11 protein-coding genes are annotated in these 13112 nt (G+C 57.8%); 6 read left to right on the top strand and 5 right to left on the bottom strand.

Going from position 1 to position 13112, the window contains the following annotated elements; all coding sequences use genetic code 11:
- Positions 1–108 precede the first annotated feature (108 nt).
- The 4 genes from HY011_22505 to HY011_22490 all read left to right on the top strand — a co-directional run bounded on the left by HY011_22505 (position 109) and on the right by HY011_22490 (position 4493).
- Positions 109–1080, top strand: coding sequence for a Gfo/Idh/MocA family oxidoreductase (locus HY011_22505; protein MBI3425708.1), 972 nt, complete (start codon positions 109–111; stop codon positions 1078–1080).
- A gap of 465 nt (positions 1081–1545) precedes the next feature.
- Positions 1546–2775, top strand: coding sequence for an ABC transporter permease (locus HY011_22500; protein MBI3425707.1), 1230 nt, complete (start codon positions 1546–1548; stop codon positions 2773–2775).
- 18 nt (positions 2776–2793) lie between these two features.
- On the top strand, positions 2794–3249 hold the full coding sequence (locus tag HY011_22495; GenBank protein MBI3425706.1) for a zinc ribbon domain-containing protein: 456 nt from the start codon (positions 2794–2796) through the stop codon (positions 3247–3249).
- Positions 3250–3254: 5 nt separating this feature from the next.
- Positions 3255–4493, top strand: coding sequence for an ABC transporter permease (locus HY011_22490; GenBank protein MBI3425705.1), 1239 nt, complete (start codon positions 3255–3257; stop codon positions 4491–4493).
- Positions 4494–4574: 81 nt separating this feature from the next.
- Here HY011_22490 and HY011_22485 read toward each other — a convergent pair whose 3' ends face one another.
- Together HY011_22485 and HY011_22480 are read right to left on the bottom strand one after the other, a co-directional pair.
- Positions 4575–5486: a DUF2889 domain-containing protein gene (locus tag HY011_22485; protein MBI3425704.1), complete on the bottom strand. Its 912-nt coding sequence runs from the start codon at positions 5484–5486 to the stop codon at positions 4575–4577.
- A 6-nt stretch (positions 5487–5492) separates the two neighbouring features.
- The gene (locus HY011_22480; protein ID MBI3425703.1) at positions 5493–5951 is read right to left on the bottom strand and encodes a MaoC family dehydratase; all 459 of its coding nucleotides are present in this window, start codon (positions 5949–5951) and stop codon (positions 5493–5495) included.
- A 327-nt stretch (positions 5952–6278) separates the two neighbouring features.
- Between HY011_22480 and HY011_22475 the strand changes: the two genes are divergently transcribed.
- Entirely contained in the window at positions 6279–7301 is a 1023-nt protein-coding gene (locus HY011_22475) for a hypothetical protein (GenBank protein ID MBI3425702.1), read from the top strand.
- Between the two features lie 245 nt (positions 7302–7546).
- Positions 7547–8620, top strand: coding sequence for a hypothetical protein (locus HY011_22470; protein MBI3425701.1), 1074 nt, complete (start codon positions 7547–7549; stop codon positions 8618–8620).
- 46 nt (positions 8621–8666) lie between these two features.
- On the opposite strand, the gene HY011_22465 is transcribed toward HY011_22470, so the two are convergent.
- The 3 genes from HY011_22465 to HY011_22455 all read right to left on the bottom strand — a co-directional run bounded on the left by HY011_22465 (position 8667) and on the right by HY011_22455 (position 13084).
- Positions 8667–9620: an LD-carboxypeptidase gene (locus tag HY011_22465; protein MBI3425700.1), complete on the bottom strand. Its 954-nt coding sequence runs from the start codon at positions 9618–9620 to the stop codon at positions 8667–8669.
- 27 nt (positions 9621–9647) lie between these two features.
- On the bottom strand, positions 9648–11360 hold the full coding sequence (locus HY011_22460; GenBank protein ID MBI3425699.1) for a CRTAC1 family protein: 1713 nt from the start codon (positions 11358–11360) through the stop codon (positions 9648–9650).
- A 278-nt stretch (positions 11361–11638) separates the two neighbouring features.
- Positions 11639–13084 carry a hypothetical protein gene (locus HY011_22455; protein MBI3425698.1) on the bottom strand — a complete coding sequence of 482 codons (1446 nt, stop codon included), beginning with the start codon at positions 13082–13084 and terminating at the stop codon, positions 11639–11641.
- Between the last annotated feature and the right edge of the window lie 28 nt (positions 13085–13112).

Genomic DNA, 13112 nt, shown 5'->3' with positions numbered 1-13112 from the left:
ATTTGATCTTGTGTCGAATTTTGCGTGCCAATTTTGCTTGAATGACGCGCTAGAGTAACATTCACTTGCGGAAACTTGAAACCGACTCTGCTTACTGCAACGGACTTTATGAATACCAAACTGAAGACTGCCGTCATTGGCGTGGGCCATCTCGGACGTGCCCACGCGCGCGTGCTGGCCGGCTTGGAAACGGCGGAACTCGTGGCCGTGTGCGATACCCACGAAGCCCAGGGCCGCGCCATTGCCGAACAATACGACACCCGTTTTGTCGCCGATTACCGTGAACTGCTTGATGAAGTTGAAGCCGTCAATGTCGCGACACCCACCGTCAATCATCACGAAGTGACCTGCGCGTTTCTCGCGGCAGGCGTCGGCGTGCTGGTCGAAAAGCCCATCGCGCGCACGGTGGCCGAAGCCGACGAGATGATCGCGCTGGCGGCGGCCAAAGGCGTGGTCTTGCAGATCGGCCACATCGAACGCTTCAATCCGGCCTTTGTCGCGTTGCAACAGGAACTCACGCGCCCGCTGTTTTTTGAAGCGCACCGCATGGGCATCTTCACGCCGCGCTCGCTGGACATTGATGTCGTGATGGATTTGATGGTGCACGAACTGGACATCATCGCCACGCTGGTCAACCGCGCAGTCGTCAAACTGGAAGCCGTCGGCATCCCGATTCTGACGCCGAAGATTGATCTGGCCAACGCGCGGCTGGAATTCGAGGGCGGCTGCATCGCCAACATCACGGCCAGCCGCGTGGCGGGCGAACGCCTGCGCAAGCTGCGCGTCTTTCAACCGCACGAGTATTACTCGCTGGATTACGCAGAACAGCAGGTGGCGATGTGCAAACTGGTGCCGCCGCGCGCGCCCGGCACCTTGCCCGAAATCGTCGCGCATCCGCTGGCCGTCGCCAAAAAAGAACCCTTGCTGGGTGAAATCGAAGCTTTTGTGGAAGCAGTGCGTAACGGCAGTGCGCCGGTGGTGAGTGGGGCCGAGGGGCGGCGCGCGTTGGTGTTGGCTGAAGAAGTGCTCAGCCAGATCAAGCTGCATTCACAGCGCGCCGCGATCAATTTGAGCTTTTAGACTGGTTTGCAATTGCGGTTACGGACGCGCGTTGTGTCGGAACGGTACCGCGCGCATGAGCAAGCGGCGCGTCAAGCTTATGCCGTTGGCCGAACCGCCCAGGCTCCGCTTGCTCACGCGCGCGGTACCGTTCCTCTGCGTGGCTTTTCCCATTCTTGAAGAAAAGCTGGGTGGTTTGTTAAGGAAACTGACGGATGAACGTCTACACTTAGACGAATTGTTGCAACCAATAGGTTGAAACTGGCGTTTCGTTGTTTTGGTTCGCAGGCAATCTGCCGGGACTGCCAACAACCTGACGACATCAGCAGGACTTACGCAAAACGCGCGTGCGATAGCCACAGAGGCACAGAGACACAGAGCTTTGTTACAGTTCTGCCGGAGATCGCGGTCTTCCTCTGTGTCTCCGTGCCTGTGTGGCAAATCTTTGCGTAAGTCCTGATCAGAACTTGAGACAGGAAAATAACAATGCGTTTCTGGGAATCATTTTTACTCGCGCTTAGTTCGTTACGGGCGCACAAACTGCGCTCGTTTCTGACGCTGCTGGGGGTCATCTTCGGCGTGATGACGGTGGTCGCGGTGGCGGCGGTGATTGAGGGCTTTTTCCGCTACGTTGACCGCACGGTGACAGCGGATTTAGGCAGCAACACGATCATCGTGGACAAATACGGGATGATTACCAGTTTCGAGGAATTCATCAGCGCCAACAAACGTAACAAGAATCTGACCGTCGAAGATGTCGAATACCTGCGCGAGCGCATGCCGAAGTCGCAGGCCGAAGCCATCGGCGCGCAAGACAACGCCAACGCCGAAATCCGTTCCGAAACCGAAAAGCTGACCAACATCACCGTGCGCGGCAATTCGGCCAGCATGATCAACATTGACACCATCCAGCCGGAATATGGCCGTTACATCGGCGATACCGACGACAGCAACCGCCGCTATGCCGCCTTCGTCGGCGTCGAAGTGGCCGACAAACTCTTCAACAAACGCGATGTAGTCGGGCGCGAAATCAAGATTGATGGCTTGCCCTTTGAGATCATCGGTGTCGCCAAAGAACAAGGCTCGTTTTTCGGTCAGTCGCGCGACGATTTCGTCATCATTCCGCTCTCGACCTATCAAAAGATGTGGGGCGCGCGCGGCAGCGTCAGCATTTCGGTCAAAGCGCCCGACGGGGCGAATCTGAAAGAGGTCGAAGACCAAGTGCGCCTGTTGATGCGCGCGCGGCACCGGTTGAATTACAGCGACAAAGACACGTTCGGATTGGTGACGGCGGAGGCCATCAACGTCTTCATCCAGGCGATTTTCGGCTTGGTGGCGGCGGTGGCGTTGGGCGTGACTTCGATTTCGCTGGTGGTGGGCGGTATCGTTATTATGAACATCATGCTGGTGACCGTGACCGAACGCACGCGCGAGATCGGCATTCGCAAAAGCCTGGGCGCGCGCCGCAAAGACATCCTGACGCAATTTCTGGTCGAATCCACCGTGCTTTCAATGGTGGGCGGGTTGATTGGCTTGCTGATCGCTTATGGCATCTCGCAAATCCTGCGGCGCTTTACCCCTGTGCCGGCAGAATTGCCGGTTTGGGCGGCCTTTCTGGCGATTGGCGTATCGAGCGGCGTGGGCTTGATCTTTGGCAGCTATCCCGCGTGGAAGGCGGCGAAGCTTGATCCGATTGTGGCGTTGCGCGCCGAATGAGGACGAAAGGCAATTCGTATGTTTTGCTCAAGCTGCGGAACTGCAATCTCCCAACAAACCAAGTTCTGCCGCCAATGCGGTGCGCCGCTGGTGATGAATGACGCCGCGGCGGACAAACGGTTTGATGATTACCTGACCGACATCTTTTGGGTGTCGCTGATGGGGTTGGGCGCGATTGTCGGTGGCGCGGTGTTGCTGGGCGCATTGTTGAAACTGGGGCGTGGCGTCGTCATCGGTTATTTGCTGCTGAGCACAGCGGTCTTTCTGATTCAGTTCGGCTTGCACTTGTGGGAGATTCTGCGCTTGCGCGGCGTGGTCGGCGGGACCGTATTTACGCCTGTGGCAGCGCTTGATCCGAATGACACCAACAAGCTGAAACAGCCGCATGAACCCAAAGCATTGGAATCCGGCGGCAGCATAATCGAAGAAACCACGCGAACATTGGCAACCGTGAAGGAACCCGTTGGCAGGTAAGAGTTATGTTTACAAATGCACTCAAAGAATTATTCACCCAGGCGATGACCACCTTGTGGTCGCACAAATTCCGCTCGTTCCTGACCGTGCTCGGCGTCGTCATTGGCACGGCCACCGTCATCGGCGTCGCCTCGCTGGCGAAGGGGATGGAGTCGGGCTTCAAAGAACAGATCGAACAGTTCGGCACCAACGTCGTTTTCGTCAGCCGCTGGCCGGCCATGCGCCACGGCGATTTGACCGAAGAGGAACGCCAGCGCAAGCCGATCACCTATGAAGACGCGCTCGCCTTGAAACAATTGCCGCACGCTATCGCCGCCTCGCCGATCCTGCGTCCGCCCGGTTTGCCGCCCGTGGTCAAGTTCCGCAACAACGAAGTGCGCACGCCCCAGGTGCGCGGCGTTTCTTCCGATTATGCCAACACGCGCGAAGTGGCGATTGCGCGTGGGCGCTTTTTCAACGACAGCGAAGACGAGAATCGTAGCGAAGTCTGCATCATCGGTTATGACATCGCCGAAAAGCTCTTCAGCGGTTTTGAGCCGTTGGAAAAAGAAATCATGGTTGGCAACAAGCAGTTCAAAGTCATCGGCGTGCTCGAAAAAGCCAAATCGCTTTTCGGCGGCGGGCCGCAAGCCGACGCCTTTGTCTTTGTGCCCTACAGCGTGATGCACGCGATGTTTCCGATGCAGGATGACCATTGGATCGCCATCGGCGCCAAATCGGGCGACCTCGATAAACTGGTGGACGAAGCGCGCGAACTAATGCGCCGCCGCCGTCACGTGCCGTTTGATAAACCGGACAGCTTTGACGTGCGCACGCCCAGCAGCATCGTGGACAGCTTCAATCAAATGCTGGCGATGGTTTCGATGATCGTCATCCCGATTGTCAGCGTGGCCCTGCTGGTCGGCGGCATCGGCGTGATGAACATCATGCTGGTCAGCGTCACCGAACGCACCAAAGAGATCGGCGTGCGCCGCGCCATCGGCGCGACGCGCAAAGACATCATCACGCAATTCCTGTTTGAAGCCGCCACGCTCACCGGCATCGGCGGCTTGCTCGGCATCGGTTTCGGCATTGTCATTAGCTTGTTGTTGCATGTGCTCTTGCCCGATGTGCCGTCGCAAGTGCCGCTAGTTTGGGTGGCAATCGGGTTCTCGGCGTCAGTGGCCATCGGCTTGGTGGCGGGGCTATACCCGGCGATCAAGGCGGCGAAGCTCGATCCGATTGAAGCGTTGCGTTACGAGTAGGATTTTCCCACGAAAACACACGAAGGGGCACGAAGAGAATTGAGTTTTCTTCGTGCCCCTTCGTGTGTTTTCGTGGGAAAGTTATGGGTTGAATTGGAACAGCCGCAGCACATCAATCGAAAGATCGAACAAGTGCGTGCAACCGCTCGCGCCCCCAACCTGTTCGGCAAATTGCTGCACAAACGCCGCCGTCACCCGCAAGCCGTTCAAGCCTGCCGTGCGTTGCTGTGGTTCTTCGCAAATGCCGTGGTAAGGCAAACGTAAGCCGCGACTCCGGGCGTTGCTGATCAATCCCGCAGATGACAATTCAAACTCAATCCTGATGTCGTGGATGCGATCATCCATCATACTCTCGCACGCAAAGCCAATCGCAGTTTGCTGAATCACAACCCGCTTGTTGCGCCAGAATACGCGCCGGTCGCCCGGTTTGGGCCGCGTCAATTCCGCGCCGAAGCCGCAGCGCACCGGGCGCTCATCAAACAGCGCCAGCGATTCGCCGCGATAGGTATAACAGGTGTCCGCCAGGTTCATATACGCGCGGTCTTTCAGCCAGGCCGCGCGCGCCGTTTCATTCGCGCTGTTATCCCGCTGCGGAAACTGCGCTTCAAATTCGGGTGTGTACTGATAAACCTGTTGCCCGACGCGCGCCATTTCAATGGCGAGTAACAAATGTTCTTGCTGACCGGGCAGATCGCCCAGGGCCATCAGGAGGTGTTTGGAAAAGCCGCGCCCGATTTTGACGCCGCGTATGTTGGCGTAGCGCGTGCAAAGCTCTGGCTGAAACTGCGCCGCGTCGCCAGCCAATTGGCGCGCGCTGGCTTCCAGCACTGCGTAATCCGGCGTGTGCAACCGCCAGTCATGCGCAAACGCAAAGCGGTGATCGCGCATTGTGCCGCGCACGAGCAATTCGTTTTCGGCCAGCACGTCGATCTCGGCTTCAAATGTGCGCTGGTATCCAGATGGCGGAAGAGGGAAGGCGGTGGAAATTGTCATAAGCGGTTATGTGTACATACGCGTCAGCCATTCGGCCACGCAGGCCGGTTTTGCCGTGCCGTCAATCTCGACCGTAATTTGCCAGGTGAATTGATAGCCACCCGCGAAATCTTCCAGGTTTTGCAACGCCACGCGCGCGCGTATGCGGCTGCCCGCGGGCACGGCGGAAACAAAACGCACGCGGTTCAAACCGTAGTTGAGCGCCAGCTTGGCCGCCACGTTGAATTTGACGGCGGATTGCATCAGGCAGCTCAACAGCGACAGCGTTAAAAAGCCGTGCGCGATGGTCGTGCCGTAAGGCGATTCGGTTTTGGCGCGCTCGACGTCCAGATGAATCCATTGATGGTCGCCGGTGGCTTCGGCAAATTGGTTGATGCGTTCCTGCGAAACGTCGAGCCAGTCGCTGACCGAGACTTCCTGTCCTAGCAGCGCGCGGGCTTCGTCAATGCTTTGAAATTCTCGAATGGGCATTTGTGACTCCTTCAAGGTGGATGAATTGGAAAACGGTGCGCGATTCTAAATCAGACGGCGTTAGATTGGTACAGTACCGCGCGCGTCAGCAAGCGGGGTCGTTACCTTGCGATTATTGGGTGTAAGTTGCCGCGCGCCGCTTGCTGACGCGCGCGGTACCGTACCCATGCCGCAGGCGGCAAACTGGCGTTTGACACTCTTAGCGGCGCAAGAGTAGGCTTCGCGCACTGCAATCATTAATCGTTCGAAACTACGTTCAAGACATTGTTCACGCGGGTTTGGCGCACGTCGGCGGGCCTGCAAAAAAAGGAGCATCCACCTATGAAAAAGTTGTGTTTATCGGCTGTCATCAGTCTTTTCGTGTTTGCCAGTCTGGTCTCGGCGCAATCGGTTGCCGGTGAATGGCAGGCCACGATGGAAACGCCGGGCGAGCCTTCGGTAAGCAAGCTGACGCTGACGCAAGACGGCGAGAAACTCGCGGGCACGCTCAAGGGGCAGCGCGGCGAAGCCCAGGTGCAGGGCACGCTCAAAGGCAAAGAAGTCAAGTTCGGCTATTCGATTAACTACAACGGCAATGCCGTGCCGATTACCATTGCGGGTCTGCTCGACGGCGACACGATCAAGGGCACGGCCAGCATCGCCAGCGGCGCTTTTGAAGGCGCCTGGATGGCGAAGCGCATGGGTGCAGCAGCGACGTCCCCAACGGCACAGGCGTCGGCGGCCAATGGCAATAAATGGGAATTGACGGTCACTTCGCCGCAAGGGCCGCGCACCTCGACGCTGGTTTATACGTTGGAAGGCGAGAACCTCAAGGGCCAACTCGGCAGTCTGCCAGCGCAAGGCACGCTCAAGGGCAGCGACATCACCATCAAATACACGGTTAAGTTCCAAGACAATGATCTGGCTATCACGCTGACCGGCAAAGTGACTGGGGATACGATGAAAGGCGACGCCGATTTCGGCGGCCTGGCGCAAGGTGACTGGACGGGGAAGAAACTGGCTGGTGGCGCAGCGGCTTCCACGGCAGCAACCCCAGCGGCCAGTGGCGCGATCAATCTGACCGGCGCCTGGGCTGTCGAAGTCGAAACGTCGGCGGGCAGCGGCAGCCCTTCGTTTACGTTCAAGCAGGAAGGCGAGAAGCTGACGGGTCATTACAAAGGTCAGCTCGGCGAAGCTGATTTAGCCGGCACAGTCAAAGGGGGCCAGCTTGAGTTTTCGTACAAACTCACGGGCCAGGTCGAAGGCACCGTCGTTTACACCGGCACCACCGATGGCAAGACGATGAAAGGCAAAGTCAGCCTCGCCGGTTTGGGCGAAGGCACGTTTAGCGGTAAGAAACAGTAGCGGGCAGTCAGTAGCCGGTAGTCCATAGTCGGATCAAACTACTGACTACTGACTACTGACTACTGACTACTGTTCAAGTTATACTTCCCGCCGTTCCCCCACATTGGCAAGCAAATCACCAAACGTGGCGCGCTGGTTTGTGCGGTTCCCCAGTCGAAATCCATTGCGCCCATCAACACCGAGGGCAAAGAACTATGCGCCTGAAAAGCACTACACAAATTTTTTTGGCAATCCTTGCAGCAATCTTGCTGACAAGCGCGGCCTGGGCTGACACGCTCGTGCATCGCAATGGCAGCATTCTGAAAGGCACCTTCGTCGGCTTTGAGAACGGCGAATTCATCTTCAAGATCACGACGGGCGACAATCGCAACCAGGGCCGCACCATCCGTATCGCGGCACGCGACGTGGTCAAACTGACGCTCGACAATGACGGCCTTGATACCACCACGACCAACCGCGATCCGCGTAATGATGGCTACCCGACACGCAATCCGAACACGGGTGGCAGCACTTCGACCGGTGGCTGGCGTTCTTATCCGGCGGTGGACGTGCGGCTGGATGAGCAGTGGATTCGCTCCGGCATCGAGGTGCGCAACGGGCAGCGCATTCGTGTGGATGCCACCGGCAGCATCCGGCTGGATGGCCGCACGCCGACTGGGCCGGAAGGCTTGCGCACGCGCGCCGATCAATACGCGCCGGAACCGAACGAAGCCGATGGCGTGTTGTTGGCGGGCATCGGCCAGGATGCCAATTCGCCTTCCATCGTCGTTGGCAAATCGCGCGAATTCGTGGCCGACCGCGATGGTATGCTGTATTTCACCGTCAATCACGGCGAGACACGCAATGCGACGGGCACGTTCCGCGTGACCGTGCAGGTGGATCAAAGCTACAGTTCATCCACAGGGAACACCGGCGGCAACACGGGCGGTAACACAGGGCAACAGGGCCAGGAGCGCACCTTTACCGTGCGCGCCAACCAGGATTGGCTGGATACGGGTATCGAAGTCACGCCCGGCATGCAATTCGAGATTACGGCGGAAGGCACGATTGACATCGGCGGCGGCTATCGCAGCGTGGGGCCGGAGGGCGAACGCCGCGCCCAAGTCAGCACGTCGCGTTACCCGGTGCAAGACGCCGGTGTGGGTGCGTTGCTCACGAAGATTCGTTATCGCAATGGCGGCGATTCCAACATCATTGTCGTCGGTCGCCAGGGCGGCGGCACCGTTGATCAAGGCGAATACGGACGCTTGCTGCTCGGCATCAATGACGATTATCTGCGCGACAATAGCGGGTCGTTCACCGTGCGTGTGCGTTATTGAAGAATAGTGGTCAGTGGTTAGTGGCCAGCGAATTTGAAGCCGACCACTAGCCACTGACCACTGCCGCTTCCTCAATTCGCAATCCATCAGCAGTCCCCTCAGCGGTTAAAGTTGCTTGCACGCCCAATGGCAAGGTCAGATTGCCACGCGGGCTGTGGCCGCTGGGCAGACCGAAGAGCACTGGAATTTTCAACTCTGCCGTCAATTCTGCCAGCACTGCTTGAATCGTGTAGCCCTGCGCGGCGTGCTGCACGCAATCCAGCATCTCGCCAAACACGAGGCCGCGCACCTCGTCGAATTTTCCCGCCAGCTTGAGTTGCTGAAACATGCGATCCAGCGCGTAAGGCTTCACACTCGTGTCTTCCAAAAACAGGATTGAGCCGCGCGTGTCCAATTCGTCCGGCGTGCCCTGCAAGGCGGCGATGAGCGAGAGGCAGCCACCCAGCAAGCGTCCGCTGACTGGCGCGCCGTGATGCAGCCATTCTGTTTGAGCGCTTTGGATCAGCCCCAACGGTTCGGTGCGAGTCAGCGCGTCGAGCAGCGTGCGCTGGTCATAATGTTCAACGCCGCCCGCCAAATCCTTCGCCGCCATCGGCCCGTGAAAGGTCACCCAGCCGAAGCGCCGATAAAACCGCAGATGCAACGCTGTCATGTCGCTGTAGCCGATAAAGATTTTCGGCTGCTGAACCAGCGATGCATCGTCCAGCAGTTTGAATAAACGCATTGCGCCATAACCGCCGCGCGCCGCCCAAACAGCTTTGACGTCAGGATCGGCAAAGGCCGCATGCAATTCGCGCGCGCGGCGTTCGTCGCTGCCTGCGGTGTACCGCGCCTTATCCAAAATGTCCGGTGCGTATTTGATGCGGAAGCCGAGCCGTTCGAGTTCGGCCACGCCGCGTTGCAGATAGTCGGGTTTGAGATTGCTGGCGGGCGCGACGATGGCGACGGTATCGCCGGGCCGCAGCGCGGGCGGTTTAATGAGTGCGGGAGTTTCGGGCATAGCATGAAACCTGAGGGCGCTGCGCCGTTAGTTCTTTGGCGAACCAGCGGTTGGCGCGGCCTTCATTGCGCCTTCGCCTTCGACAACTTTGACGTAGCCATTGATCGCCAGGCCGGACAGCTTATCAACTTTGCCGCTGGGCCATTTAATTTCCACGCTGTCCACCTTGGCCGCTTTGCCCAGGCCCAGAATCTCGCGCGGGTCGTGCGAAGCGAGATAGCTGCCGCCGCTGGTTTTGTAGCGCGAACGCTTGACGCCGCCCGCCGTCCAAGTGATGACCGCGCCGACACCGAGCGGATTGCTCTGCTTGGCGACCAATTGCAGGCCGAGCCAGTTGTTTTGATTGCCGCCCTCATTGCGCAACAGTACCGGCGCTGCGCCGTTATTGATGATCAGCAAATCCAGGTCGCCGTCATTGTCATAATCGCCAACCGCCAACCCACGCGCGGGAAAATCTTGCTTAAAAACTTCGCCGGAAAGCGCGCTGACGTTTCTGAATTTGCCGTTGACGTTCTCGAACAGCATCAGCGGCTCTTTGTATTTCACCTTCGACGCCTGCATTTCGACCATGTCGTCGGGGTGGCCGTTCGCTAAAAACAGGTCGGGGTCGCCATCGTTGTCGTAATCGAAAAACTTCAAGCCCCAGCCCGACAGCAAGCGCGTGGCCTGTCCAATCTCGCCCGCCTGATCGGTGAAGCTCAAATCCTTTTCGTTGTGATAGAGGCTGAACAACTCCTGATCAATGTTGGCCACGAACAAATCCTGCCAGCCGTCGCCGTCAACATCCGCCGCGTCCACGCCCATGCCCGAACGCGGGCTGCCCGCATCGCTGTAACCGACGCCTGACGCCAAGCCGATCTCTTCAAACTTGCCGCCGCCTTTGTTCAGAAACAGAAAGTTGGCGACGGTGTCGTTAGCGACAAACAAATCCTGCAGGCCATCGTTGTTGATGTCAGTCGCCACCGACGCGAAGCCCTTGCCCAGCGCGTTCGCGATGCCCGATTCCTTGCTGACATCGCTGAACGTGCCATTGCCGTTGTTGTGAAAGAGGCGGCTCGCTTGCGGTTTGAAGACGCGCGGGATGCAGTAGTATTTGCGCCCCAGCCGGTTGTCGCCGCACACCACGTTCAAATCTTTTTTGTAATAGACGAAGCTCGACACAAACAGATCGAGCTTGCCGTCGTTGTCGTAATCCCACCACGTCGCATGCGTAGACCAGCCCGGCGCACTCACACCGGCCTTGTCGCTCACGTCGCTGAAGGTGCCGTTGCCGTTGTTGCGGTACAAAATATTTTTGCCATAGCTGGTGATGTACAAATCCTGCCAGCCATCACCGTCGTAATCCCCCGCCGCCGCACCCATGCCGAAACCATGCGCAGTCGAAGCGACGCCCGCTTTTTCGGCTACATCAGTGAATGTGCCGTCGTGGTTGTTGCGATAGAGCGCGTGTTTGAGCGGTTGCGCCGGCGTAAAGAAATCCGACGGGCCGCTGTTGACGAAGAAAATGTCCTGCCAACCATCGTTGTCAAAATCGAAAAAGAGGCCGCCGCCATTGCAGGTTTCGGGCAGGTACCGATTCGCCGAACGCGCGTTGTCGTGCGCCCAAGTTAGGCCGCTTTTGCTGGCAGGCACTGCCTCAAAGCTGGGTTTCTCCGCCTGGGCGGTGGCTGGGCGGGGGCACCAAGAACTGCCCAGGCTAATGCCGATGAGGGCGAAACCAAGAAAAGCCGCGTACTTCATTGCGATGACTCCATATCAATTCGGATAAGCCGCGCCGGGTTCGACGATGCGCATAAAAGTGATCGGTGAATTTGAAATGCGAGCCTGGAATTTCATACCGGTGCGGCGCCCTTGGCCCGCTGGCAAGCCAACCATGATCATAATTCGTCTGCCTTTTTGAATTCGAGGAGTGCGGGAACCGCTCCGCCATTGTATGCGAACAGGCGTGGTTTGAAAGCTGTCTAATGACAGACTGCGGCTGTTTCGCTGAATAATTGCCTGCGCGGCGGTAACGCAGGTTATTGGTTGATGACTTGCAATTCACGAATGGCGACCAACGTGGCTTTGGTGGGAAACGCGTTTTCAACGCTGACTTTGAGCAAAGCTTGATAATAGTGCGGCGGCTCTCCGTCTTTTTCTCTGGCTTGCTGCAACTGCCGATTGAGCTCGGCGAGCGTCCCGGCGGTGGTCACGAATTCGCAGGCGGCTTGGGTGCCTTCGCTATACATTCCGGCCAGCACCATAATCGTGCGCTCATCCGAGACGCCTGGCGTCACCGAAATCAGGGCATAATCTTCCAACAGGATGCCATTGCGCTGGTCAAAGGCGGCCCTATATTCGCGCTCTTCCCCAGGACGCGGCGCCAAATTCTGGATCGTGGCGCGGGCGGTGAAAACAAAATTCTCTTTGATGGAAAGCGGCTTAGACCATTGATTGGCATAGACGCTACCCAGCAGGATCGTATCGTATTGCTTCAAATCTTCGGGACCGATGTTGCGGCTCTGTTTGAGCAAGGTCTTCTCATTCATCCCCTGCAAGAAGCCGGTCAGCCGATAGGCACCAATAGCTTCGCCAATGCCGGTATACATGTTAGGGGCCGGAATCAGCCGCACCACCTGATCTGCCAGCAATGGCAACCGGCTGCCGGTGACATCTGTCAATTCGCGGGCCTGCGCCGGGGTCAGGGTCACTCCCTTGTCGGCGATGACGGACGGGTCGGCTGCGTGCGCGGAGCGGTAAACCGAAGGGTTGCTCAGGATGAGCAACGTCGGAGTGGTGCCATTTTTTAGAAACGGCACCCAGACCAGACCGCCATTGCTTTGCGCTTGCTGAAAATGGGCCGCTTTTTCGAGTTGTTGTTGCAACTTCCAATTCACCCACAACAGTCCAGCAATCACCACAACTGAGAGAGTACTCAGCACAGCAAGTGACAGGCTCCACCGGCGTGGTGAACTGCCCTCCGGTGTGACATTCGATAAGGCAGGCTCCGTCTTCGGCGACTCTGCGGCTTCTGCTAGCTGCGTTATTTTGGAGGCTGAGTCAGTTGGCGAACTGTCTAACGACTCCACCACAACTGTTTGCGCGACGGGCTGGGGAAAATTTCGCACGAATGCGGGTTCATAACTGCCGATGGGGACGATCAACCGCACGGCATCGCTGATCCCGTCTTCTTGGTAATAAAGGTCGAGTTTTTTCCGTATGTCATGCGCACCAACACGCACAATCGGGTCGGCGGCAGGATTGTAGCTCTCTGTTCGATCAAAGACTTCCCGGCCGATGAGGTACTCATTCAACTCACCCGCTCGCCCCAACACGTAATAGTCGCAGATCAGCAGCAGAAACTTCTGCTTCTTCGGTGCATGGGAAAAATGCTTGCTCTGCAGAATGCGCGCCAACACTTCTCGGACTTCTGTCTCGGACACAGTAGGGATGGAGGACGATACCGTACTTGATTTGGCAACCATAAAACTACCTCGATGAAGACTAAAAAAC

Source organism: Acidobacteriota bacterium (genome assembly GCA_016196035.1).
Taxonomy (GTDB): Bacteria; Acidobacteriota; Blastocatellia; order RBC074; family RBC074; genus JACPYM01.
Note: the sequence above shows the minus strand (reverse complement) of the source record. Positions and strands in the feature narration are given on the sequence as shown.

Excerpts from the sequence above, each read along its gene's own strand:
- HY011_22505 (MBI3425708.1), top strand. The coding sequence starts at position 109 with ATGAATACCAAACTGAAGACTGCCGTCATTGGCGTGGGCCATCTCGGA.
- HY011_22500 (MBI3425707.1), top strand. The coding sequence starts at position 1,546 with ATGCGTTTCTGGGAATCATTTTTACTCGCGCTTAGTTCGTTACGGGCG.
- HY011_22495 (MBI3425706.1), top strand. The coding sequence starts at position 2,794 with ATGTTTTGCTCAAGCTGCGGAACTGCAATCTCCCAACAAACCAAGTTC.
- HY011_22490 (MBI3425705.1), top strand. The coding sequence starts at position 3,255 with ATGTTTACAAATGCACTCAAAGAATTATTCACCCAGGCGATGACCACC.
- HY011_22485 (MBI3425704.1), bottom strand. The coding sequence starts at position 5,486 with ATGACAATTTCCACCGCCTTCCCTCTTCCGCCATCTGGATACCAGCGC.
- HY011_22475 (MBI3425702.1), top strand. The coding sequence starts at position 6,279 with ATGAAAAAGTTGTGTTTATCGGCTGTCATCAGTCTTTTCGTGTTTGCC.
- HY011_22465 (MBI3425700.1), bottom strand. The coding sequence starts at position 9,620 with ATGCCCGAAACTCCCGCACTCATTAAACCGCCCGCGCTGCGGCCCGGC.
- HY011_22460 (MBI3425699.1), bottom strand. The coding sequence starts at position 11,360 with ATGAAGTACGCGGCTTTTCTTGGTTTCGCCCTCATCGGCATTAGCCTG.
- HY011_22455 (MBI3425698.1), bottom strand. The coding sequence starts at position 13,084 with ATGGTTGCCAAATCAAGTACGGTATCGTCCTCCATCCCTACTGTGTCC.